General features: G+C 43.1%; 22 protein-coding genes. 12 read left to right on the top strand and 10 right to left on the bottom strand.

All coding sequences use genetic code 11. The features are described 5' to 3' along the window. The first annotated feature begins 336 nt into the window (after positions 1 to 336). Both J2T19_RS13425 and J2T19_RS13420 read left to right on the top strand, forming a co-directional pair. The gene (locus J2T19_RS13425) at positions 337 to 1,005 is read left to right on the top strand and encodes an HAD family hydrolase (RefSeq protein WP_056695690.1); all 669 of its coding nucleotides are present in this window, start codon (positions 337 to 339) and stop codon (positions 1,003 to 1,005) included. Positions 1,006 to 1,055: 50 nt separating this feature from the next. Continuing rightward, the gene (locus J2T19_RS13420; protein WP_307216441.1) at positions 1,056 to 2,228 is read left to right on the top strand and encodes a mannitol-1-phosphate 5-dehydrogenase; all 1,173 of its coding nucleotides are present in this window, start codon (positions 1,056 to 1,058) and stop codon (positions 2,226 to 2,228) included. Positions 2,229 to 2,369: 141 nt separating this feature from the next. On the opposite strand, the gene J2T19_RS13415 is transcribed toward J2T19_RS13420, so the two are convergent. From J2T19_RS13415 to J2T19_RS13405, 3 genes are all read right to left on the bottom strand, one after another. Continuing rightward, positions 2,370 to 3,275, bottom strand: a complete 906-nt coding sequence (locus J2T19_RS13415) for a DUF8580 domain-containing lipoprotein (protein WP_307216439.1) — start codon at positions 3,273 to 3,275, stop codon at positions 2,370 to 2,372. A 139-nt stretch (positions 3,276 to 3,414) separates the two neighbouring features. After that, a complete protein-coding gene (locus tag J2T19_RS13410) occupies positions 3,415 to 4,068 on the bottom strand; it encodes a YkyA family protein (RefSeq protein WP_307216438.1) in 654 nt (217 codons plus the stop codon). Positions 4,069 to 4,209: 141 nt separating this feature from the next. After that, positions 4,210 to 5,109: a polysaccharide deacetylase family protein gene (locus J2T19_RS13405; RefSeq protein WP_307216436.1), complete on the bottom strand. Its 900-nt coding sequence runs from the start codon at positions 5,107 to 5,109 to the stop codon at positions 4,210 to 4,212. 228 nt (positions 5,110 to 5,337) lie between these two features. On the opposite strand from J2T19_RS13405, the gene J2T19_RS13400 reads away from it, so the two are divergent. The 3 genes from J2T19_RS13400 (at position 5,338) to J2T19_RS13390 (ending at position 7,350) form a co-directional block, all read left to right on the top strand. Continuing rightward, entirely contained in the window at positions 5,338 to 6,282 is a 945-nt protein-coding gene (locus J2T19_RS13400) for a DMT family transporter (protein WP_307216434.1), read from the top strand. 80 nt (positions 6,283 to 6,362) lie between these two features. Further along, on the top strand, positions 6,363 to 7,217 hold the full coding sequence (locus tag J2T19_RS13395; protein WP_307216433.1) for a sulfurtransferase: 855 nt from the start codon (positions 6,363 to 6,365) through the stop codon (positions 7,215 to 7,217). Then, complete coding sequence (locus J2T19_RS13390) at positions 7,192 to 7,350, top strand: hypothetical protein (RefSeq protein WP_307216431.1); 159 nt, start codon at positions 7,192 to 7,194, stop codon at positions 7,348 to 7,350. Before J2T19_RS13395 ends, J2T19_RS13390 begins: the two co-directional genes overlap by 26 nt. Before the next feature lie 127 nt (positions 7,351 to 7,477). On the opposite strand, the gene J2T19_RS13385 is transcribed toward J2T19_RS13390, so the two are convergent. Continuing rightward, on the bottom strand, positions 7,478 to 9,034 hold the full coding sequence (locus J2T19_RS13385) for an acetamidase/formamidase family protein (protein WP_307216429.1): 1,557 nt from the start codon (positions 9,032 to 9,034) through the stop codon (positions 7,478 to 7,480). Positions 9,035 to 9,300: 266 nt separating this feature from the next. Between J2T19_RS13385 and J2T19_RS13380 the strand changes: the two genes are divergently transcribed. Further along, complete coding sequence (locus J2T19_RS13380) at positions 9,301 to 9,474, top strand: hypothetical protein (RefSeq protein ID WP_370874873.1); 174 nt, start codon at positions 9,301 to 9,303, stop codon at positions 9,472 to 9,474. Positions 9,475 to 9,720: 246 nt separating this feature from the next. Here the strand turns inward: J2T19_RS13380 and J2T19_RS13375 are convergent, their stop codons facing one another. Further along, the gene (locus tag J2T19_RS13375) at positions 9,721 to 10,623 is read right to left on the bottom strand and encodes a CPBP family intramembrane glutamic endopeptidase (RefSeq protein ID WP_307216427.1); all 903 of its coding nucleotides are present in this window, start codon (positions 10,621 to 10,623) and stop codon (positions 9,721 to 9,723) included. A 136-nt stretch (positions 10,624 to 10,759) separates the two neighbouring features. Between J2T19_RS13375 and J2T19_RS13370 the strand changes: the two genes are divergently transcribed. Together J2T19_RS13370 and J2T19_RS13365 are read left to right on the top strand one after the other, a co-directional pair. Continuing rightward, entirely contained in the window at positions 10,760 to 11,338 is a 579-nt protein-coding gene (locus J2T19_RS13370) for a TetR/AcrR family transcriptional regulator (protein WP_307216425.1), read from the top strand. A gap of 409 nt (positions 11,339 to 11,747) precedes the next feature. After that, positions 11,748 to 13,751, top strand: a complete 2,004-nt coding sequence (locus tag J2T19_RS13365) for a hypothetical protein (RefSeq protein WP_307216422.1) — start codon at positions 11,748 to 11,750, stop codon at positions 13,749 to 13,751. A 346-nt stretch (positions 13,752 to 14,097) separates the two neighbouring features. Here the strand turns inward: J2T19_RS13365 and J2T19_RS13360 are convergent, their stop codons facing one another. Both J2T19_RS13360 and J2T19_RS13355 read right to left on the bottom strand, forming a co-directional pair. Further along, positions 14,098 to 14,595 carry a GNAT family N-acetyltransferase gene (locus J2T19_RS13360; RefSeq protein ID WP_307216420.1) on the bottom strand — a complete coding sequence of 166 codons (498 nt, stop codon included), beginning with the start codon at positions 14,593 to 14,595 and terminating at the stop codon, positions 14,098 to 14,100. Further along, the gene (locus J2T19_RS13355; protein ID WP_307216419.1) at positions 14,595 to 15,155 is read right to left on the bottom strand and encodes a hypothetical protein; all 561 of its coding nucleotides are present in this window, start codon (positions 15,153 to 15,155) and stop codon (positions 14,595 to 14,597) included. Before J2T19_RS13355 ends, J2T19_RS13360 begins: the two co-directional genes overlap by 1 nt. 571 nt (positions 15,156 to 15,726) lie before the next feature. On the opposite strand from J2T19_RS13355, the gene J2T19_RS13350 reads away from it, so the two are divergent. From J2T19_RS13350 to J2T19_RS28145, 3 genes are all read left to right on the top strand, one after another. Further along, on the top strand, positions 15,727 to 17,508 hold the full coding sequence (locus J2T19_RS13350) for a sensor histidine kinase (RefSeq protein WP_307216417.1): 1,782 nt from the start codon (positions 15,727 to 15,729) through the stop codon (positions 17,506 to 17,508). Continuing rightward, positions 17,492 to 18,220 (top strand): response regulator transcription factor, encoded by a 729-nt coding sequence (locus J2T19_RS13345; protein WP_307216416.1) that lies wholly within the window; start codon positions 17,492 to 17,494, stop codon positions 18,218 to 18,220. Before J2T19_RS13350 ends, J2T19_RS13345 begins: the two co-directional genes overlap by 17 nt. Positions 18,221 to 18,337: 117 nt before the next feature. Beyond that, complete coding sequence (locus tag J2T19_RS28145) at positions 18,338 to 18,445, top strand: hypothetical protein (RefSeq protein WP_370874872.1); 108 nt, start codon at positions 18,338 to 18,340, stop codon at positions 18,443 to 18,445. 6 nt (positions 18,446 to 18,451) lie between these two features. Here J2T19_RS28145 and J2T19_RS13340 read toward each other — a convergent pair whose 3' ends face one another. Next, positions 18,452 to 18,850 (bottom strand): hypothetical protein, encoded by a 399-nt coding sequence (locus J2T19_RS13340; RefSeq protein WP_307216414.1) that lies wholly within the window; start codon positions 18,848 to 18,850, stop codon positions 18,452 to 18,454. Positions 18,851 to 19,039: 189 nt separating this feature from the next. On the opposite strand from J2T19_RS13340, the gene J2T19_RS13335 reads away from it, so the two are divergent. Further along, a complete protein-coding gene (locus tag J2T19_RS13335; protein ID WP_307216412.1) occupies positions 19,040 to 19,759 on the top strand; it encodes an SDR family NAD(P)-dependent oxidoreductase in 720 nt (239 codons plus the stop codon). Between the two features lie 105 nt (positions 19,760 to 19,864). On the opposite strand, the gene J2T19_RS13330 is transcribed toward J2T19_RS13335, so the two are convergent. Both J2T19_RS13330 and J2T19_RS13325 read right to left on the bottom strand, forming a co-directional pair. After that, positions 19,865 to 21,082: a glycoside hydrolase family 5 protein gene (locus tag J2T19_RS13330; protein WP_307216410.1), complete on the bottom strand. Its 1,218-nt coding sequence runs from the start codon at positions 21,080 to 21,082 to the stop codon at positions 19,865 to 19,867. Positions 21,083 to 21,352: 270 nt separating this feature from the next. Beyond that, positions 21,353 to 22,378: a leucine-rich repeat domain-containing protein gene (locus J2T19_RS13325; protein ID WP_307216407.1), complete on the bottom strand. Its 1,026-nt coding sequence runs from the start codon at positions 22,376 to 22,378 to the stop codon at positions 21,353 to 21,355. Between the last annotated feature and the right edge of the window lie 46 nt (positions 22,379 to 22,424).

The raw sequence follows: 22,424 nt of genomic DNA, 5'->3' as shown, positions 1-22,424 counted from the left end.
AAAAGTTTAAAAACAGTAAACTGAAAATACAGTTTTTCCAGTACACCGCTTACATGCAAAAGGCATAACGGTTTATGACTTTTTCTATTTTCTGAAAACACGTCATTCATGTGCAAATTTTCAATGTAAACATTCATAACGCGCTTGACCCTTCACTTTGTCCTATGTTACGGTTTTATTCAATACAGCGCATATTATTTTCCAATTTTATTACTTTTACCTGTTTTCTGCGTCAACTAACATGCCGCGGTTTAAATAATACAGGGAATGAATTTGCAGAAAGTTTTCATTTTATTCCAAACCCAAACTAATTCTGAAACAGGAGGAAACAAATTTATGATTAAGGCACTGGTTTTTGATTTTGACGGAACGATTATTGATACAGAAACAGCATGGTATGTCGCTTTTCGAGATGCCTATAAGGAACATGGTGTTGACCTGACCCTGGAGATGTATTCACAATGCATTGGTACCAGTCTAAAAACATTTAATCCCTATGAGTACTTAATAACAGATTTGAATCTTCCGATCGATCGGGATGCGTTCAGGGAATCCGTTCAGTTGCATCACGCAGCACTGATGAACAAAGAACAAGTCAGACCCGGTATCCAGAACTACCTCGATGCAGCACGCGAAGCAGGATTGAAATTGGCCGTTGCGTCCAGCTCGAAGCGCGAGTGGGTTGAGCAACACCTCGAACAACTGAAGCTTAAAGATTATTTTGAAGTCATCCGCACAGCTGACGATGTAGCCAATGTAAAGCCGGATCCAGAATTATATAATCAAGCCCTTGAAGCCCTTGGAGTAACTGCAGACGAAGCCGTCGCGATTGAGGATTCACCTAACGGCGCGCGTGCAGCTGCTGCGGCAGGTATTCACTGTGTCGTTATCTCCAATACCATTACCGGGACACTCGAATTCGACATGCCTCACCAACGGCTATCCTGCCTGACCGACCTCGAATTTAATGATCTGATCTCGAAGCCACTCGTCACTACCGTTTAAGTCTGAACGAATGCTGCTTCATTTCAATGATTAAAAGGGGGAGTTCACACATGAAAGCTGTACATTTTGGTGCGGGCAATATAGGCCGCGGTTTTATCGGTCATATGTTGTCCGCTTCCGATTACGAAGTCTGCTTTGTCGCACGTAACCCGAAGAAAATCTCCATGCTCCAGAAGAGGAAAGAGTATCCGATTACACTTGCAAATCGTGATCAGGATACAACGATTGTGAATAATGTAACTGCCATCAACGTTGGCGAACAGGATCGAGTAGCCGAGCATATTGCCTCGGCTGATCTGATAACCACGGCAGTTGGTGTATCAGCACTTGAGGATATCGCTGAACCGATTGCCAAGGGCATTCACCTCCGCATGCAACAACGCAACCCCGCTCCGCTCCATATTATTGCTTGTGAGAATGCTATTGGAGGAAGTACACGGCTTAAGAAGCGTATCTACCCTTTACTTGATGAACAGACTCGCCAAAAAGCCGAGCGCTATGTTGCCTTCCCTAATGCGGCTGTAGATCGGATCGTACCTGCTCAGGATCACCAAGATCCTTTACAGGTGACGGTTGAACCGTTCTACGAATGGGTTGTACATCGCTCTGCATTATTGGATGGATTCAAGAAAATTAAAGGTGTACACTACGTTGATTCTCTTGAGCCATATATTGAACGTAAAATGTTTACCGTCAACACCGGACACTGTGTTGCGGCATACTTCGGATATCTCGAAGGATTCAAGACCATTCGACAGGTCATGAGTCACAAACCTCTTCGTGAGAAAATTCGTCATGTCATGGAAGAGACCGGAGCCATGCTCATCCAGAAACATGGCTTCGATCCACAGAAGCATAGCAGGTACATCGATACCATTCTCGAACGCTTTGCCAATCCGAACCTGACAGATCAGGTGACCCGGGTCGGCCGCTCACCTCTTCGCAAGTTATCGCCTTACGACCGGCTTGTTCGCCCAGCGATGCAGGCCAGTGAATTCGGAATAGCCATTCCTCATTTAACTTCCGCTATGGCAGCCGCGATGTTGTTCAACTATGAACGAGACGAGGAAGCCATGAAGCTCCAACACATGATTCGTGAGGACGGCGTCTCTGCCTTTATTCGCGAACGCATGGGTATTCCCGACGCACATCCCGTTCATGGGCAAGTTGTCGCCCGTTATGAAGATATCAAAGGGCGCAAGGAAGCTACTATTTTGACTTGATCAGATATTGATGTCTAGGTCATTCTTGATAGGAATAGAACAAGGGCTCAGAACTAAGGCCTTAGAACAAAGAAAAGCAAAAGCCGGGAGGAGCCCATGCGCTTAAGCATAGTCCCTTCCGGCTTTATCATGTTTGTATCTTTATTTAGGAGAAACCTTTTCGTTCATGATGGAATTCAAAGATGCATATGCCATTGGCAAGAACCCTTCAGACGGCTCACCGATAGGTGCATTCACACGGAAGATAAACCCGTTTCCATCCAGCTCTTTCACAATATAATATTCTGTCTTCTTATCATTCTGAGACATCATGTATAGCTGAGCATCATTCATCGATCCCGTGCTAAGCTCTTTCTTGGTTAATTCCTTAACCTCTCCAGTCTCTGACAGCTCTTCTTTTGCATCCATTCTCAAGAAATCCAGATTATAGTCAGAAGGCAACTTTTCAATCTCTACCTCATAATCAGGATCAATCTTCATCGTCAATTCATTCTCATCTGCGTCGAATGCCATCGGTTCAAAAACATACAACGAATATCCATTACCCTGTGCCAGCGTGACGGGACGTTTCTCTGTCATTCCTTCCACAGTCACTTCTAACTCAGACGTCTTGGGACGATTCGACATACCATTAGCACCAGTACTCGCACGATCGTCATCTACTTCAACCTTCGTAATTTCCTTGACTACAAGTTGTTTGATCGTCGTATCTCCCGCAAAGGTTCTCTCTACATACTTGAAACGAACGGGATCCTCATCATCTATATCGTCGAATAAGGGCTGAACACTCTCTTCTACCTGGAATGACATCGGTTCATCATTCACCCGAATCTCTACCGTATGAGGATCCGCCCAACCTGTAAGGATGCCTTCCGCTTCGATGACATCACCCTCTGCAGGTTGCTCCTCCGGTGCAGGCGCAGGTGTCTGTTCCCCTGTATTGTTGGTAGGTGGTTGCACCGCCGGATTACTGTTACCACAGGCGACGAGTGAGAATCCCATCATTAAAACTAGAATTGATGCACTAATATTCATTGTACTTCGCATATGAACACCTCCGTTAGCTTATACGCAATGATGCTTGTCCATGTTGCTTGACATTTAACTGAGCTACTTACTAGTACTTACACCACTGACGTTATACTCAATCAAAAGGATACTCTAGCAGACTAGCATCTCACTGCGCTTAGCTTGCCTGATCCATCTCCACAAGCTTGGCATTCGCACTGTTAAAGGTTTTGGTCTGGATATTGAACTGCTTCCTGAACTCGGCAACTTGCACATATTGCGCATTCCGCTCTCGAATCGCTCGTTTAATCTTCACAAGGTTCGGCTTAACATCGGCTCTCATCATCGAATACAGCAGTTCTTCTGCATCCAAGCTCTGTTTATAGGACGCAACGAATCCGTCGAACGTAGCCGCTCTTACCTGATATTGATCCAGTACAGCCTGTGCTTGAGCCAACGTTTCTTCTTTTTCAAAAGATAATTCATCTAGAGACGTTCGAAGACTATCGATCTGCTCCAACGTCTGCTTCATGACCGAATCAGCCTCGTCCAGCAATTTCCGACGCTCATTAATGTGCTGGGCTGCCTGGTCCAATAGATCCTCAATATGGCTGTTTTTGTTCTTGCCCTTACTCAAAATCTCCGTATATAACTCCATGTCTTCCCGCTCATGACGAGAAAGCTCCTTCAGGCTCTCATCGATCCCCTGATCATGCTGAAGCCATTGATTCACCTGATTCGCCGCTGGTTCCTGCGGCTGTCCGCAGGCGGTTAGAAGCAGGATCAGCCCTATGCTGACTGCTGTCCACATTGTCTTTGTTCTGCCAAGCACCTGATCGACTCTCTCCCTTTTGCATTTGTTATGCCATTTCTCATCATATGATAGTGATTAGTTCTGCTAATTTCATGTTCGACGCTGAGATGCTGTTAGGCATCCTTCGTAAGTAATCAAAAGCGGACTTTTGAGGTACGATTATAAACGCGTATCTCCGCTAAAATTAGCAATCCAATGCGCACTCGGGTCATATACCTCAAACTCATAACCTCGATCTTCTAGCATTTTCAAAATACGAGGCAATGCCTGTACGGTCTGTTCACGTTCATGCATAAGAATGACTTCTTTATCCCGATGTACGCTATTGCTGACGCGATCTACAATCTTATCTGGCTGTCCAGGCAGATTCCAATCCAGGGAATCTGTGGTCCAATCCCACATTTTGAATCCGGCTGCCGCAATGTCTCCCCGGAATTTCTCCCCGATCTGTGGGCTGCTGCCATAAGGGGCGCGAATCAGATGAGGTGTGAAACCAATCAGCTCCTGCACCATCTTCTGTTCCTTCTTAAACTCCTTGACAAAATTCGAGGAACTACCGCTCTTATACAGTTTATTATAGTTATGCGTCATACTATGAAGACCGGGATAGCTACCTTCTTTTACAAGCCGTTCGACCACCTCTTTGTGCTGATTCAACTGTCGTCCGATCATGAAGAAAGTAGCCTTCGCCTCATGTTGCTTCAAAATGTCCAGCAGTGTTGCGGTATGTTCACTTGGTCCATCATCAAAAGTTATGTATGCCAGCTTGCGAACCTGACCTTGGAACCTCACAGGCTCTTCCTTCACATCTGGAGTCATTGCAATCATGCCAAGCTTCGTCGGTTGCTCAATGGCCGTGATTGGTGGGGGTGCAATGTAATCTTTGATCCAATGTGTCATTCCAATGAAAATATATGTTAAACCGGTTATCAGCATTACAAGAATCAGCAACGCTGCACTAAGTCTCCCATACCGGATTCGTCTACGTTTGTGCGTTTTCATTCGGCTTGTTGTCTGCGAGATCGCGCCGTTCTTTCCCGCTGTCTGCTCTACTTTCACTACCAGGCCACTTCCTTAATTTCATTTTTTCCCGAATCTTGGTATATTATATCGTTTCATGTCTCTATATAGAAGATTAATAGAAAAGCCCTTTGGGAGAATGACAGAATAGTTACAAGCTCGGTTACAATCTACTTATCTATTTTCACATGATGCATTTCCTGCGGAATCATTCTCCTGTATAATGGATTCATTTACGCCATTTGACTTCAAGAAGGAGCTACACCCATGACAAGCTTGAAACATACCGGCAGATCCATCTATCTGTTATTCTTTGTCGGTATTATCGCCATCTCGTTTTCTTCTATCTTTGTACGCTGGTCTTCCGCAGATGTTGCGGTAATCGCCATGTATCGTCTATTCCTTACTAACCTGCTGATGCTTCCGTTTATCTGGAAGTACAGACATGAAATGTTACGTCTTAACTTCAGACAATGGACATTGTTGGTCGCTTCTGGCGTTATGCTTGCACTTCACTTCCTGCTCTGGATGGGCTCTCTGCGCCTAACAAGTGTTGCCAGCTCAACCGTGATTCTAGCGCTCGAACCGATTCTAATCTTGGCTGGCTCCATCTGGCTGTTCAAGGCTAAAGTGAACCGCATGATGATTATCGGAATGGGTATCGCACTGCTCGGTTCCATCGCTATTGGCGCAGGAGACTTCCAGTTGGCTGGAACCGCACTTCAAGGGGATATTCTCTCGTTGCTCGGTACCATTGCTGTAGCGGTACACATGCTGTTAGGTCAGTTTTTGCGATCAGGGCTTAGCGCCTTTTCCTATAATTTCTGGGTATTCTTCGTAGCTGCCTGCACACTAGCTGTATACAATCTAATCCAGGGTCATGCCTTTGGTGGTTATGCGGCAACCGAGTGGGGAATCTTCCTGTTGCTTGCCATTGTGCCAACCATCTTCGGACATTATCTCTTCAACTGGCTACTTCAATATATGAATGCAACGACGGTATCCATGGGGGTACTTGGGGAGCCTGTTTTCTCGTCCTTGCTGGCCTGGATGCTGCTTGGCGAATCGCTGAGTACACTGCAGATGTCTGCCGGCGTGTTCATCCTATTTGGAGTGTGGATCTTCATTCGATATGGCAAAACGAAGCCACAACTTGCTCCTACCGAGGACAATATTGTAGGAAACACCCCTGCTAAACCAACTGTTGTATAAAGTAGGCTGGGCGATGCTATAGCTATATGAAACTCATGCATTACAAACGAATCTCATTCCTTATAAGGCGGTGTATTGTTATGAAAAATATTGTATCCATGCGCTGGCTGCTCGCCAGAATGTACGAACCGGATGTTGTTATCGCGGATTGCCGTTTCCTACTCGGTCAACCGAATGCCGGAAAAGAGGCGTATGAAGCTGGTCACATTCCAGGTGCAGTCTACCTCGATTTAGAACAGGATCTATCCTCTCCAGTGTCGGCTCATGGCGGACGTCACCCCCTGCCTGATCCAGCCTTGCTCGCAAGTCGCCTAGCCAAAGCGGGTATCGGATCGAATAGCCGGATCATCGCTTATGATGATCAAGGCGGTATGAACGCCTCACGTTTATGGTGGCTGCTCCGCTACATGGGGCATGAACAGGTATATGTCATGGATGAAGGCTTTACCGCTTGGCAGAATGCCAAGTTCCCGGTGACAACGGACGTGCCCGTACAGATTCCGTCTTCATTTGAAGTGAACCTGCAGCCGAAGATGCTCGCTAGTGTAGAGGATGTGCAACAAACGTCGGTAAGCGGTAGCGCCGTGCTCATCGACTCTCGCGATGCCCGCCGTTATGCAGGGCTGGAGGAACCGATTGATGCGAAGGCCGGTCATATTCCAGGTGCGTTGAACTATTTTTGGAAAGACGTGCTTGGTGCGGATGGTCGCTGGTCTGGTGTTGAAGCATTGGAGGAGCGGTTCGTGAAGCTGGGGAAAGATGATGCGATTATCGTGTACTGTGGTTCCGGTGTCTCCGCCTGCCCGAACGTGATTGCGCTCGAAGAAGCGGGATTCTCGAATGTGAAGCTGTATTCCGGAAGCTGGAGCGACTGGATTAGCTATGAGGGGAATGCGGTGGCTACAGATAATGCCGAAGCGAACAAAGACGTATAACAGTGTATCGATGTTGAATACATCGCCAGGTGACTTATCGGCTCTGGCGATGTATTTTTCTGTGTTTAGAGTCAACAACGATATCCAACTGACATTTGATTCAACGGTAGATCAACCGATTTACACATCGTAGACACATCGTTGTATATGGCTACAAAGCACATAGAAGTAGACATAAGGTGGCAGCTTTTAGGAAATTCATGATAACAAAAAACCGCGATGGACATCCGTCCACCACGGTTGAATAATGAAATTGATTATTACTTTGTACTTAACGATACATTTGCTGTTAACGTCTTATCGATCGTCGTCCAGTTTACATAAGCACCTAATATTTCATTAATAACAGAAACCGGAACTACGGTTTCGCCATTTAAAAGCTTAGGTACCTTATTATTGAACACTAGTTTCTCGTTAATGGAATACACATCTGAACCAATTTGAGCACTTATATTTTTCGCGCCTAATTTGATTGTCGTTAAACGCGTCTTATGATCCCATTCTACTGTTCCGCCTAATAGCTCCGAAATGGTTCGAATCGGTACATAGAACTCATCGTTATGAACAACCGGTTTGATTGACGTACCACCTACATTCATTATAACGTCAACATATTCAAGGAAATCGGTCTTTCGAATGAGTCCATGAACCCCTTTCGTTCGATCTACGACCTGAGATACTTCATAATCCGTTGCGGCCGATAGGTACGCATAAGCCACACTTCGATCCATATCAAGCTTATCGGATAAGAACTGAATCGATTCACGTACTGATTCTTTCATTGCTTCATCCAAATCAGGATCCAGTCCAATGGGAATCCAATAATCCTCTGTTTCAGCAAAAGGTTGCGTGAATTCTCCACTATGCGGGATTGACGGATCACCTTTCTTTAACACCGTTAACCGAACTGTCCCTCTTAAGGAGGCTTCCAATGCAGTTAATGCGACTTCTCCATCCCCTTGAGCAAAGTGTGGATCTCCAGTATAGAATAGCCCGCCTTTAACTTGAATAGGATAATAAATAGTTGAACCAACACCTAACTCATTAATATCCATATTCCCTCCGGTTTCAATAGGTGGGATAGAACTCACAACTTCACTGGTATTTGGCGCAACCCCCATAACACCTAGAAACGGGTTAATTGGGAAACGTACATTCTTGCCAGCTTTTGTTGGTAATAAACCATACCAATTGCCGTTGATTTCTTCAATCGGCGTAAATATTGATACATTATTATATAATTCCGGTTTTGTTGCGCTAGCCCCCTCTTGCGGGCCTGCATTTTCTGGGAATTCGTTAGGAAGGGCCCCTTTACCATGGCGGTTAGAAATGACACCATATGGAACTCGAGTTTGCAACGAAAGAACTTCTACTTTAAGAACATCTCCTGGCATCGCCCCCTCAACCGCTACTGGCCCAGTGATAATGTGAGGTCCGTCTTTTACATAATCATGCTGAATCTCAGAAGCCGCAATTGCCTTCGCATCATCCAACACTCCATCGGGTGAGATACCATATTTGCCGAAGTACTCCACTGGATTTCTCCCTTGATCCTCGATCAGTCCCTCATGCGATACCGTATCAAATGTTACAGCACTTCCTGATGGTACAGTAAGGATCGGAGAGCTATCTCGATTAGGCAGTGATCCCCAGCGAATGTTCTCAATCGCAGACGTTACATAATAATCACCTTCTACCTTATCGATGGTTGTTGGTTGCAGCGGCATACTAAAGCCCACTGAAGGAAGAGCAAATGTAAACATACCTAGAATCCCGACTGAAACCCCAAATTTCCTAATCGTTCGGTTAATAAACATTACATCCTCTCCTCTACATTATGTAATATTACCTAACACTTAATCACACATTAACATATAAATACATTTACAACAATGCATTTATGTGAATAAACATCACATAAGTTAACTATATATCAATAGCATCTTATATACATAAATCCAATGTCAACATACTTCCCGTATATAAATTATGTAAAATTAAAATATATCTAGCGCTTGAGAATCTCCTCCAAGAGATTTGAAACTAAACGAAATAAGTTACATGAAAATAATGTCTGGCTTTCATGTATCTGATCCCGCTGGTAGGAACACTGCGGCACTCCGGGTCAGGTATAATCAACTGTCTGAATGTGATTGCACTCGAAGAAGCAGGATTCTCGAAAGTGAAGCTGTACTCCGGAAGCTGGAGCGACTGGATCAGTTATGAGGGAAACGCAGTGGGAATTTTGGAAGAGTAGGTGCGGAGTAAGGAGCACGGGTCTACAATATCTCAAAAACGAAAACACCGCCATGTAGGCTGATACCCGGGGGCGATGTATTTGCAATGCCTGAGTCGTGAACATGGAATCAACATGTAGAGGGTGAGGCCACATTCACTTTAATAACGAATGAATTTAAAAATCTACATCATTCTGGGGACAATTAACTTATAGTCAACTTCGTTTGACAGAATAGCACAGGCATACTTATCCAGCTCTTCCCGCTCATTGAAGCAATATCTGCAAAAGAAAATGAGGGGAAGCATTCATGAGTCCATGAATCAAGATAATCACCCATACTCTACGATAACGTGCCCATAAATAACCGAGAAACAGACCCGTTACCCCATGATTTGCAATCACTGTTGCCACATCAATATCCCACTGACCAGATCCTTGAATGGCGACATGCCAAATGGACCATAATATTGAAACTAGTAAAATGGCAGACCATCTTCCAAGCAATGCCTCCAACCGGGTTTGCAGCCATACCCGATAGAAAACTTCCTCCAATACGCTATTGATCATAAAACCAATTAACACCAAAAGAAATAGTGCTGTCAAATCGGTTGCTTCGATTGCTCCTTCTGGTTGTGCAATTGGCGAATAGAACTTTAGGTAACCCCAGATCACAATAACGATTAGTGGCGCAATGACATGACTGCCAGATCGAGGCTTTGCAGAGATAATTTCTGGTTGCCCGCCAGTTATTTTGCGATAAATCAGCAATAAAATCAACGGGATGAACAATAATGTCGTCAACTTGAACGTCAAATAATATAGCTGGAAATGTAATCCTTGCTGGTCTATCATTATCAGAGAAACCGTAAATAAAACGCCTGACAACAATAATATAATCGATTGAACGACCAAGTGCTTTTTCTCCGTTTGTTGTAAATACATAGGATCTTGACTTTTATAAGGAATCATACGGATTAGAACAATGCCAAGGAATGCCGGCAACATACTATGCCATATTGGAATCACTTCCTCACGATCAGCCGTGTACCTTATATTCAAGTTTCCGGTCCACACTAACCACAATACAGCGGCAAATATCATGATCATGCATAATAAGCCGATTGCCCTTCCCCATGTTGGAAGCATTGCTTTGAATGGCTGATTCATTCTACTTGGACTCCTTTGAATTTCATGCCGCATTCCCCTCTTTATTTATTTCAGTTGAGTTAAATAAACTTTAGCACATCCCATCTAAATCGTCTATTCATTTCAGTTGAGTTAAATAATATGATATTCTGTGTGTATGCCAAAAATCGTAGATCATGAGAAAATGAAGAATATTATCGCTGAAGCAACTTGGAAAATCATTAGTGAGAAAGGCATTCATCATGCAACGTCAAGAACGATTGCGAAGGAGGCCGGATTATCTCAAGGAGCTTTAAGACATTACTTTTCAAAACAAGAGAGCCTTTTAGCGTTTGCGATGGAGTTAGTTAAGGAAAAGGTACTTATTCGACTAAGAAATCTGAATGGAAGAGAGCTTGCGCCTCAAGAAAGAATTGTTGAATACTTGCTTGAGTTAGTCCCGACTGATGAACAAACATTATTGGAGATGGAGGTTTGGTTTGCATTTGTAACCTATGGAAAAACACAAAAAGGGTTCGATGCCAATTATGAGGATCTCCAAAATGCAATCAAGAATTGCATTATATACTTAAAGAATGAAGGTCTTCTGAGCACAACCGATGAAGAGAAGGAACAAGAAAAACTGTATGCCTTTATTAATGGAATGGCTCTCAATTTGTATCTGGAACCGGATAAGATAAATCGAACACGAAGTAAAGAAATGATACAAGACTATATCAATTGGATTATACGTTAAAGGAAAGCTCGATGCATAAGTCGAGGAGTTAAGTCAGCTAGCCAGAGCCAAGCAGAATACACTTTCCGTGCCTGAGCCTATTCGAGCGTGCAGGCATTGATATTCTCTTGGAGTCTACGGCTGCCTGTGTACGTGGAGACTGTCGTACAGATTCAGCTATGACCGCTTTGCGCCCATATTCTGAACGTTCATAATCAAAAACATCCAAATAATCAAGATGATGTGCAATCCAATAGGTTTTCTCAACCGAACGACTCTCATGGTAACACACCGTTGAGGGAATAAACTGCGTGTTTGTGTTTTAGTTTTTTATGCTGTTTAATCTTAAACTTCTCTTATTGGTATTATCCCCTAATTCTCTTATAATGAATAAGTTAAAGAATAATATACTATTTTAGGGAGATGCAGTATGAGAAAGAGTAGTAGGCGCTTTACCACATGGTTTTTAACTGTAGCAGCTATGATTTTATTTAGTGGGTTGCTAACAATCACAGGTGGAAAAGCAGAAGCAGCACAAGAGCGGTTTAAATCCGAATTCGAATTTGAATTCAAGTTTGAGGAAGAAGCATCCAGAGTTATACCTCAGGTTCGAGTAACGAAATTTTATTTTGATGACGGTCGTGTGGAGACTGAACTTCACGAATTTCCAAAGCAGGCACGAGCTGTATCGAAAGACGCTCAATATTCGGAGAGCGCTCGCAAAAAAGATGACCCAGCGCTGAAGCAAACATTTTATCCAGGCTGCGGTTGGAGCTTTGGCACACATGTGATGAATACAGAGAAAGGTCCGCTAGCTTTTACGATCTATTGTGATTCAACGACAGACAAACAACCAGATGCAAAAGGTGAAAAGAAGTCAGTAAGCAATCATGTTATCTATAAATATGATCTCGAACGCAATCTTCTAAGCGTGTTGAATCAAGTACAAACGTTCGGGGAAAGCCGGCCTCCGTTCCGAATGTATTATGACTTTGGAGGCTATACCTTGCAGGAAGATAACGGAAAAATAAACTATGAAGAACGAAATACCCGAATCTATTCACTGCTCAGTAACAAACTGCTAGCGCGTATTGCTGAATATCCACAGGAAATCGGCCAAACCTTAAGGTACACCGAGTACACAAAAATATCTAATGATCCAAAAGTTCTCGCCAAAATCGGCAATTATAATACATATGGAAATAATAATTTCTCGGTAGAAACATTCATTTTGAACTCAGACGGAACCCGAACAAAAAGCAAGATTCCCGCCGCACTACCAAAAAATGTTTTTTATGAAAATAAAATTGGTTCAATAACTTATGTATCCTATAAAAATCCAAAAAGCGAAAATACCATGGTAGGTTATCGAACTTCTGCAAGTGCAGCAATCAAGCCATTATCTCGCGTAGATGCTTCAAGTTCCATACGATTCTCTAAGTACGAACGTTACGTTCTGATTCATCAGCAAACAGCCAAAGAAAAAACGTTAAGAATCATCGATACCAAAACAGCAAAAGTTGTATCCGAAATTCCGGATACCGGCTTTGCAGTATATAGGGAAGTTGGCGATTCAATGCTTTTATTCCAAGCCGAAAAGAAAGATTACTACCTGCATGTGCCAACAGGAATTGTTACCCGTAACATGGAAAATTCTCAATTGGTACAAGCGGATACAGGTGGGTACACGGGCGACCAATCGAAGCTGATTTCCATGCAGGCTCCACCACAATTGCTCGTAAACGGCAAACCGATGCGTTATGCCGGCCAAGGCCCCTTCCTGACGAAGAACAACCGATGGTACGTAGAAGTGAATGATTTTGCAAAGGCAGCGGATGCTACAGTGTCCAAAACCGCAAGTGGATTGATAATCAATCGTGGTAATTACAAAATGACCGTCTCCAAAACCGATAAAACGGTATTAACCTGGGCTGGGCAGACCTTCGTACCGTTGGAGACACTGAACGAAAAATTGGGCATGGCTGGAGGTTTCTTGAATTCCCTTTTAGGTAAAGGCTACGAATACAAAGTGCTCCATGTTTTCTCCAAAGATCTGAAAGAAGCAGATGTGATCGCTCGCCCTGATCTGTATGAGGCCATCGAAAATGATTCAGGGAATTATTATTCAATGGAAAATGGTAAACCTGCCGCAAGGCCGTTGTCGGAAGCCAACAGGTATTATTATGATGGAACTAATCTCATCTTCAAGGATGGCTTACTCGTAAATGTAGCTTCTATTCACAATGCGGGTGGCCGTACGTTGCGAAATATTATTTTCGATATCAATAAACTGAAACATGTCATTGCCGTCTATGGAACGCCGAATGCAACCAAGACCGGAGGACAAATGGTACGCTGGTACGAGGTGGAAGGTAACGTGCTAGTATTCGAAAGTAACACGAATTTGAACGGTGCTTATTATATTTCACGATAACGTTGAAGAGAGATTCTGTGCAACTAAGTACGAAAACGGTCTATGCAACTAAACTTTAGAGTTTAGTCCATTGTATAGAAAAAAAGAAGGAAGTAAGCAGGTCACTTATCTGTGATCTGCTTACTTCCTCTTTCATTTTTCTGCTATTCCTCAGCAGGAAACAGAATTATTGCAGCATAACTGTATTACTTCGCAGCCGAAGTTACTCGAAGTTGCTCATTCAGTTTAAGAAGAGTCTCCATTCTAGAAATGCGACCCCCTTTCTGGATATCTTTGATGCTTGGTGGCATAGGAACCATGAATATTCACCTCCTCTCAAGTCCAATGTTCATAAACTCCAACAAGGTCAACTTGTTTTTATTTTTAAATAGTCAAGCAATTCATCCAGCTCAGCAGTGTAGACATGTTCTGTCCTTCCTTCTCGAACCTGTGTATCCGTATGTTTGGCAAATTTGCTATAAAGTCTATTAACATAGCGATTGTTGGCTACAGCGTGGAATTGCAAAGCTTGAATCTCAGGATTCTCCTGGCAGAGATGTAGAACCAAATCTCGAAAGCCTGCAAAAAACACCCTGCTGCTACGGTGTGATTTCTCGAGGATTACTGAATCAATAAACACCTTCTTGCGGTCTTCCGTGTAACGGTATTGTCCGTACCCACCCAACTGACCCTGTTCATCATCAAGCAACAATAAATGCGTCTCCGGCAACGTGCTGATTAGATGTATTAATGCGTCATGTAACATGTATTGCTGGTCGAATTCCTCACTATTAGCTAAATAAAAACGAGTAAATCGCGCATAATCCGAATCCTGTAATACGCTATGAGGTTTGGCATAGAGCATTATGAAGTGCCCCCTTCCGGGTCACACACCCGAACTCTTCTGTCTCGGCTTAAAGAAGTTATATAAGTACGCAGATGAGCTAAGGAGACCTTATAACCACTCATCCCCCCATACTCGCCTTCAACGTTCTCGCTTTGTTTCGCAAACTTGGAAAACAACCGATGTTTTCTTACATCCTTTGCCGTCCAAAAGTGTATCTCCTGTGGTAGCTCAGCGTCTGCTTGCTCAGCTAGATGCTGAATTAGAAAGCACAAACCCTCCAAAAATAATCTACTTCCACGATTTTGCTCCGTTAAAAACGCGACTTGAATCTGGATTACATGTCGATCCTCATAATCGTTCTCCCCAGTACCGTATATATAGCCTAATGCTCCGGCTGGCTCATCTTCATCATCAAAGTATAAGATTGCTCCGCCATGAATTAACAGAGGACTCGATATGTAGCTGAGTGTAACCGGAAAGGGATAGGGCATATTTAATTCCTTATAGTTCGCTAATAAAAAATCCATATATCGGTGCTGATACATATAGGTGGAACATACCGAGAAGTAACCACTCATAACCATGTTTCCTTTCTGTACCGGGTCTTTCTCCCTATGGGCTGATGTAGTCTATTCTACTCAGGTAAGTTTAAGTTTTGTTTAAGTTCATTCTATTTCGCCAAAAATCTTCTTTTCTCTACATGAAAGATCGCACTATAATATATAAGAATTAATCCCACCGGAGGTTACCGAAATGAAATGGATGAAACGAGGTCGTGATTCGATCACAAAAAGACCATTGTTTCTTACTAGTCTTATTTTCCTTACAATCCTTATATTAATATTCACCCTATATATAAAACCCTCTCGCGGTGCATCGTCATCAACGTCTATCCCAGTCTCAACGGATGGGGTTCTTGATTTAACCCACTGGTCTAGCGAGGATATCCCAACTATACCTCTTCAAGGTGGATGGGAATTCTATTGGAATCAGCTGCTAGATCCGAACGATTTTCTTGATACAGCTAAACCTGCGCCTTCCTTTGAACAAGTGCCTGGGGCCTGGACATCATATCGTCTGAGTAACGAACAAAGCCTTCACAACGAGGGTTATGCAACCTATAGAATCCGCTTACTCCTTCCTAACGCGATGAATGAAACAAAACAAACACTTGCTATATATCCCAAAAGTATTGCATCGGCCTATCAACTCTGGATAAACGGTCAGTTTAAAGGAGGCAATGGCATTGTAGGAAGCTCACCTTCAAACGAGGAAGCCAAAAGCTACCCCAAAGTGATCTATTTTGAAGCACAAGCTGATTGGAATGAGATTATCATTCAGGTTTCTAACTTTTCGCAGCGTAATGCCGGAATATGGCAACCCTTGGAGATTGGAACAGCAGAAGATATTTCTTGGATTCGTATTTTACGTGTCTCAGCACAGTCGTGTATTGTTGGCATTTTTCTGGTCATGGCATTTTACTATGGTCTGGTTTATATCAATCGTAGAAAAGAACGATCCGCTCTTCTATACAGCCTTCTCTGTCTCTCTGTTGGAGTTCGTACCGTTGTGCTTGGTGAATCGACTGCCCTTTACTTGCTGCCTAACTTGCCCTGGGAATGGGCAGTGAAATTTGAATACATATCTGTAGCCACAACAGCTTGGCTATTGATTTTGTTCATTAACAGAGAGTATCCGAAAGAGTCCCTACCTCGTGTAGCGAAGTGTATCGGAGTTGTTTTGATTGCTTTCATCCTCTTGTTTATCGTGACGCCTGCACGTATATATACCTATTATTTGACACCTTTTACTTGGGGCGTTCTGTTTCCATCGCTAATCTACACGTTAACCATTTATATCCGATCAGCGTTTAAACGGAGAAAAGGATCGCTGATCAGTATGGTTGGTTTTCTTTTCTTCATGACATTTGCTTTAAATGATATGCTCTTTTATACGGCGCATTTGCCCACCGACGACATGCTCTCTATTGGACTTCTTATCTTTTTGTTAACGCAAGCCTATAATCTGACTTCACGATTCTCTAGAGCTTTACAAGAGAAGGAAGAGCTTTCCCTAACGCTTCAACTTACAAATCAACATCTGGAACGAATTGTAGAAGAACGAACACTTTCCCTGAGACAAAGTAATGCCGAACTTCTGCAAGCGAATCAGAAAATGGCTGACTTCGAATTATTTCGTGTGCGACTTTTATCAAACATTTCACACGAATTAAGTACACCTATTACATCGATTAAGGGATTTGCCAAAGCGTTGCGAGATGGAATCATCACTGCGGAAGCACCGAAATATATCAATCGAATCTATACGCGATCTCTACTCCTGGAACGAATGATTATTGATCTTATAGAGCTCACCAAGCTGGAGACTAACCAGATCAAATTTCATATGGAGGATATTCGTTTACTTCCATTCTTAGAAGAATTATTCCACAAATATGAATGGGAAGTCGAGCGACAAAACATTCAGTATGACCTTCAAGTTCCAGATGAACCCGAAGACGACCTGTGGATTGCACGGATTGATCCGATCCGTATTGAACAGGTATTATCGAATCTCATTTCCAATGCATTACGGTTCACCCCTCCATCAGGGACAATTCGCCTGCAGCTTCGTATTTTGCAAACACCACAAACGGAAACAGGCTACACAGCTTGGTTCTGTGTTAAAGATACAGGCACTGGTATACCACCTGAATGGCATGAACGAATTTTCGAACGCTTCGGACAGGCTCAACAAAAGTCTGAATCAGATCACAATGGTTCGGGACTGGGTCTCGCTATCTGCAAAGAGATTATGTACTATCATAACGGAGAGATTGGGGTAAAGAGTGAGCTCGGCTCTGGCAGTGAATTTTATTTCCAGCTCCCGGCTTGGAAAGGAAGTTTAACTAAAGATGAATTTCACAAATAAAAGAAAAAGCATTCTTATTGTGGAAGATGATATGGACATCGCGGATTTGATTGATATTTACTTGCGCAATCAAGATTACCAAACATATATAGCGTACAATCTAAAGGATGCCTCCGCCCTGCTTGAGCAAAAGCATCCTGATCTGATTTTATGTGACATTATGCTTCCTGACGGAAACGGGAAAACATGGATCCAAAACATCAAATTACAGAAAGACCTTCCAACCATCTTCCTTAGTAGTCTTAAAGAAACCGAGGACATTATCGATGGTCTGGAACTGGCAGAAGATTATATAACTAAGCCATTTGATCCTGATATCATGGTCGCTAGAGTCAAATCACATCTAAGGCGTGCTACAATTGAAACGGGGATAACTCTATCTTCTACAGCAACTGTCTATCGTGATGGGTGGCTGGATCTGAACTTTGACCGCTTCGAAGTCAAGGTGAATGGCGAAGAAATTAGTTTACCTGTCAAGGAACTACATCTTCTCTTTCATATGGCAACGCGTCCTGGGCATGTGTTTAGTGCAGAGCATCTCTTTGATCGCATCTGGGGGGTCGATAGCTGGAGTGATGTCCGAACGGTCATGGTACATATTCATAATTTGAGACGCAAAATTGAAGAACACTCAGGTTCCCATCGCTACATTACAACGGTGAGAGGCATCGGTTATAAATTTCAAATACGATCAACTTTTAAACAAGATTGAGTAACTCTGCGGGAACACACCCTACGGCATATCCAAAAAGTGCAATCGGATATATGGTAAGTGATCCAAATGAAACCATTTTGACTCTGAAGGACGGTTGGGGGGGGTTGGGAACAGATGTCTCCTAGTTTCACGATCTTTCATGAGGAACAGCGCACATTTTCAAGCATTGGGATCGCGTTTAGTGAGCAATCGCAGGCTTACATACATATCTTCTGTTACTAAACATACTCACTGAATATCAACATCGTACGCCGAAGCCAGCAGCTCCGCATAGCTGTCATAACCGACCACAATATAATGTTTTAGCTGCAGCCGTTTCCTTGGATCATATTTCCGCTGTCCTTGTGTAAGCCACTCCGAAGAGTGAACCTCGTATATACCTGTATCGGGATTAGTCCCAAGCAACTGGTATGCATCGTAGTTAGCCTCATAGAAATTAAGGGTGATACACCGAAGCTCAGCCACATTAGAGAAATTCAGTTCCATTCGATGATACGTCATCTCTCCCGATTCTATGAGTGGGGTAACACTGACGAGAATCTGCACGCCATTCTGTTCGGTATAACGCACCTCCAATTCCGTTGTGGAAATCCGGTAGTCCAATTTTGCAGGTTCCAATGTAAGCATGAATCATGTCCTCCCTCATTCGTTTAAGAACATTAACTTTCTCTCACTCTTATTGTAGGCGTTGTGATTACGAATACATTATCACGTCTCTTGCAGAATTTGGAGCTATATCTAACTAGATGATATAGTTAGCTCTGTAATCCTTTTAGAAAATAATATCTTATACATATAAGAAAGAGGGGCATGAAGATGAAAAGTTACCTTGTATTTGGTGCAAGTAAGGGATTAGGCGATGCCTTTGTTAGAGGTGTACCTCAGGAGGGTGATAAGGTCTGGGTTGTATCCAGAAGCAAGCCCGAGAGTCTGAATTTGAATGATGGTGTAGAGCGAATATGGATTCAGGCCGATCTTGCTAATCAACATGCGGCTGCCATTGTTACGGATCAGTTAAAAAACGAAAGACTGGATGTTCTCATCTACAATGTGGGAATCTGGGAAAAGGAAGGCTTCGAGGATCACTATTCGTTCGATCGGGATGAGCCTGCAGATATTAGTCAGCTGATCCATGTCAATATCACTTCGACAATTGTATGTATTCAGGCCTTATTGCCTCATCTGCGACAATCTTCAGGAGGAAAGATCATTCTCATCGGTTCCACCGCAGGGCTCAACAATGCCAATAACACCCAAGTCTCTTTTGTCGCTTCCAAATTTGCTATTCGTGGAATTACAGAAGCACTACGAGAACACACCAGACAGGACGGCATTGCTGTAACGTGTATTAACCCTGGGGAGCTTGCGGCCGAGATTCCTTATGAACAAGGGGCTGAGCGAGCGCTTGAGGAATATAACGGAACACGCATCCCGCTTCAGGATATGGTCTCCATTGTGAAGTGTATCGTTAGCCTATCCAATGCTGCTTGTGTGAAAGAAATTAATGTTCCTGCGATAACGGATACCAACACCTAGTTTATTAACGATATGATCGCCAATATATGGCTTCAAAAAACCTAAAAACGGCGCGCTCCTTCTATCAGGAGCGCGCCGTTTGCATTCATCTCGCCAAACGACAGATTATTGCATACCTTGCATAATTCCATTAATAATGCCTTGCTGAGTTACCGTATTGTTGTATCGGTTAAACAAGCCGAATCCATGCTGACCGTTGTAACCATTGTCCCAGTATACAGGCACCATTTTATACTTTTTGGCTGTTTTGGCAATAGCCTTGGCAAATATGGCACGATACGTATTGTTGGTCGAATCATATGATGTCTTATCAATGGAGCCGAATTCGCCAATCACAACAGGATAGCCTTGTGTTACAAACTTATCGTGCATGGATTTGAACTGTGATTCCAAGTAATCCTCTTGTCCCCACGTAGACTTCTTGGATGGATTGGTCGCTGTTGCGCCCCATTGCGTGATGTTACCATTCTCCTCACCTGCAAAATCCCAAGGAGAATAGTAGTGTGCCGAGATCATAATTCTTTTTTCTGAACTCGGAATAGTGGATGATCTGAACGTGTCTGTCGGCAGGACGAAACCATAGTTACCTACGGTATAATCAATATTCGTATTCCAACCTGGGATCAGCAGCCATCTAGCACTATTGTTTCCCCCAGTTTTCCGAACGGTATCCACGAAGATCTGATTGTAAGCATTGAGGTTCGCATAGTAAGCAGGATTAGGATTACCATAATTCCCGTCAAATGTTTCATTCATGGACTCCAGAACAAGTCGCTCATCATAATTGATGAATTTGTTAGCAATTTGTTGCCATACGCGTTGATACTTTTCTTTGATCTGTGCTTGATTCGAACCATTCACAAGTAACCATCCACCTTGAACGGAATTATAACCATCCCCGTGAATGTTGATGATAACATAGAGCCCTTCATTATAAGCGTAGTCCACAACCGTTTTTACCCGATTCAACCATGTCGCATTAATCGTATAGTTGGTAGCGCTTCCAATATGACTCAAATAAGATACTGGAATACGGATCGTATTAAATCCCGCTGCCTTTACCTTTTTAATCAACTCTGGAGTAACCGTAGGATTGTTCCATGCTGTCTCGCTTGGTGTACCGTTGACTGATGCCTCCAGTGAATTCCCCAAGTTCCATCCTGCACCCATCTCATAAACGATCTGCGAAGCCGACAATGATCTGAAATCCGAAGTAATCGGTGTTGCCGCCGATGCCTTAGAACCCCATCCAGAGAAGACCACTGAAGCCAACAAAACGAGAGCTAAGCTATGAATGCCTAATTTCTTCATTTTCATAAGCATGTCCCAACCTCCGTTTAAATAAATAGTTTGTGCTCACCTAGAATCCGTTCCATGAATAGATTCGATCCATGATCAGAGAATGCAGCGCGCCCTCCCTTCTACTACACCTATGGAATGACAGTGGTAACAAACTTAACGATAGATTCCCTTAATCATCTAGCTGAGTGAATGATCTGATGACCAAATAATACCATATATTTGCATATTAAGGAACTAAATCTCTTGGGAATTTTATCTATTTTGTCGAATAATTGATGATTGTGAATGACTCTACATCAAAATACGAGATAGATGCGAGAGCGCCAACGATTGAATTCGATTTTCTTCTGGAATATTTTCATAGAGAAGATCTGCTTTACCTGCTTCAACCATTCGTTTATGCAAAGCGCCAATTCGTCCTTTATTGACATCCATAAAACGAAAATCCACCTGTCGTAAATGATCCATTTCCGTCATACGGTCAAAGGCCTCGGCCTTCAGCTTTGGATTAATCTCTTTTAATTCAAGCACCTCTAACTGGTTTGCATTCCATAGATGATCTATATCCTGCAATGATTTCATGTAGTCTAGTTCAAGTTGCCTTAGGTTGCTCATACTGGAGAGATCGCATAAACGCTCTACTTTGGGAAGGGACAGCCGCAGATACACCAAATTATGCAATGCTTCTAACGCATCAATGTTGCTTAAATTACGAATGGCTGATAACCGCAGCATGCTAATGTTGGAGCTAGCTAGAACATCCAGTGAGTCATTTAAGGTACAACTGTCTATGGCTAAATATGCTAGGAGCGGTAGATCTACAACAAAATCAAGTTTCTCGATAGCACAGTTCAGAACAAGCGTTTCCAACCGGATACAATCCTCGATCGGTGAGAGATCATTGAATTTACCACTGAGTGACAGATACTTTAGAAACTTAAAATTTCGAATAAAGTTAAGCGATTGACCTTTCGGTGAACGTATCTCCAGATAATCCATGCGGTCTAATACACTCAATGGATTCAAATTCTGTCTCTGCTGAAGATGGAGCTTCAGCGCAGTTACATGCTTCATCTCTGCAAGTTGTGCCAACACTTCCTCTGAGGAAGGACTGTTCTTCTCCACATGGGATACGTACAAAATCAGATCCGGTCTTCTCGCAAATACATGTTGATCTAGTTGAATGAGATCTTCCAGTTTGTCTACTCCAACAACATAGCTGATCGTCGCTCGATTCCGCAAATGTCTCACAGCGTCATCCATCTTGTCCATCGTCCAGGGAACCCCGCTCATTGATGCAGCCCAAACTTCACTCATCGTTCGTCATCCTCCATTTGTACATTTTCATGTTTTCAAATGATTA

Origin of the sequence: Paenibacillus tundrae, from assembly GCF_030812775.1 — a bacterium.
Taxonomy (GTDB): domain Bacteria; phylum Bacillota; class Bacilli; order Paenibacillales; family Paenibacillaceae; genus Paenibacillus; species Paenibacillus tundrae_A.
The sequence above is the reverse complement of the archived record's forward strand: the minus strand, read 5'-3'. Positions and strand labels throughout refer to the sequence as shown.

Excerpts from the sequence above, each read along its gene's own strand:
- J2T19_RS13370 (WP_307216425.1), top strand. The coding sequence starts at position 10,760 with ATGCCAAAAATCGTAGATCATGAGAAAATGAAGAATATTATCGCTGAA.
- J2T19_RS13390 (WP_307216431.1), top strand. The coding sequence starts at position 7,192 with ATGCCGAAGCGAACAAAGACGTATAACAGTGTATCGATGTTGAATACA.
- J2T19_RS13350 (WP_307216417.1), top strand. The coding sequence starts at position 15,727 with ATGAATGAAACAAAACAAACACTTGCTATATATCCCAAAAGTATTGCA.
- J2T19_RS13395 (WP_307216433.1), top strand. The coding sequence starts at position 6,363 with ATGAAAAATATTGTATCCATGCGCTGGCTGCTCGCCAGAATGTACGAA.
- J2T19_RS13400 (WP_307216434.1), top strand. The coding sequence starts at position 5,338 with ATGACAAGCTTGAAACATACCGGCAGATCCATCTATCTGTTATTCTTT.
- J2T19_RS13325 (WP_307216407.1), bottom strand. The coding sequence starts at position 22,378 with ATGAGTGAAGTTTGGGCTGCATCAATGAGCGGGGTTCCCTGGACGATG.
- J2T19_RS13340 (WP_307216414.1), bottom strand. The coding sequence starts at position 18,850 with ATGCTTACATTGGAACCTGCAAAATTGGACTACCGGATTTCCACAACG.
- J2T19_RS13335 (WP_307216412.1), top strand. The coding sequence starts at position 19,040 with ATGAAAAGTTACCTTGTATTTGGTGCAAGTAAGGGATTAGGCGATGCC.
- J2T19_RS13375 (WP_307216427.1), bottom strand. The coding sequence starts at position 10,623 with ATGAATCAGCCATTCAAAGCAATGCTTCCAACATGGGGAAGGGCAATC.
- J2T19_RS13355 (WP_307216419.1), bottom strand. The coding sequence starts at position 15,155 with ATGAGTGGTTACTTCTCGGTATGTTCCACCTATATGTATCAGCACCGA.
- J2T19_RS13360 (WP_307216420.1), bottom strand. The coding sequence starts at position 14,595 with ATGCTCTATGCCAAACCTCATAGCGTATTACAGGATTCGGATTATGCG.
- J2T19_RS13380 (WP_370874873.1), top strand. The coding sequence starts at position 9,301 with ATGTATCTGATCCCGCTGGTAGGAACACTGCGGCACTCCGGGTCAGGT.
- J2T19_RS13415 (WP_307216439.1), bottom strand. The coding sequence starts at position 3,275 with ATGCGAAGTACAATGAATATTAGTGCATCAATTCTAGTTTTAATGATG.
- J2T19_RS13345 (WP_307216416.1), top strand. The coding sequence starts at position 17,492 with ATGAATTTCACAAATAAAAGAAAAAGCATTCTTATTGTGGAAGATGAT.
- J2T19_RS13425 (WP_056695690.1), top strand. The coding sequence starts at position 337 with ATGATTAAGGCACTGGTTTTTGATTTTGACGGAACGATTATTGATACA.
- J2T19_RS28145 (WP_370874872.1), top strand. The coding sequence starts at position 18,338 with ATGTCTCCTAGTTTCACGATCTTTCATGAGGAACAGCGCACATTTTCA.
- J2T19_RS13330 (WP_307216410.1), bottom strand. The coding sequence starts at position 21,082 with ATGCTTATGAAAATGAAGAAATTAGGCATTCATAGCTTAGCTCTCGTT.
- J2T19_RS13420 (WP_307216441.1), top strand. The coding sequence starts at position 1,056 with ATGAAAGCTGTACATTTTGGTGCGGGCAATATAGGCCGCGGTTTTATC.
- J2T19_RS13365 (WP_307216422.1), top strand. The coding sequence starts at position 11,748 with ATGAGAAAGAGTAGTAGGCGCTTTACCACATGGTTTTTAACTGTAGCA.
- J2T19_RS13385 (WP_307216429.1), bottom strand. The coding sequence starts at position 9,034 with ATGTTTATTAACCGAACGATTAGGAAATTTGGGGTTTCAGTCGGGATT.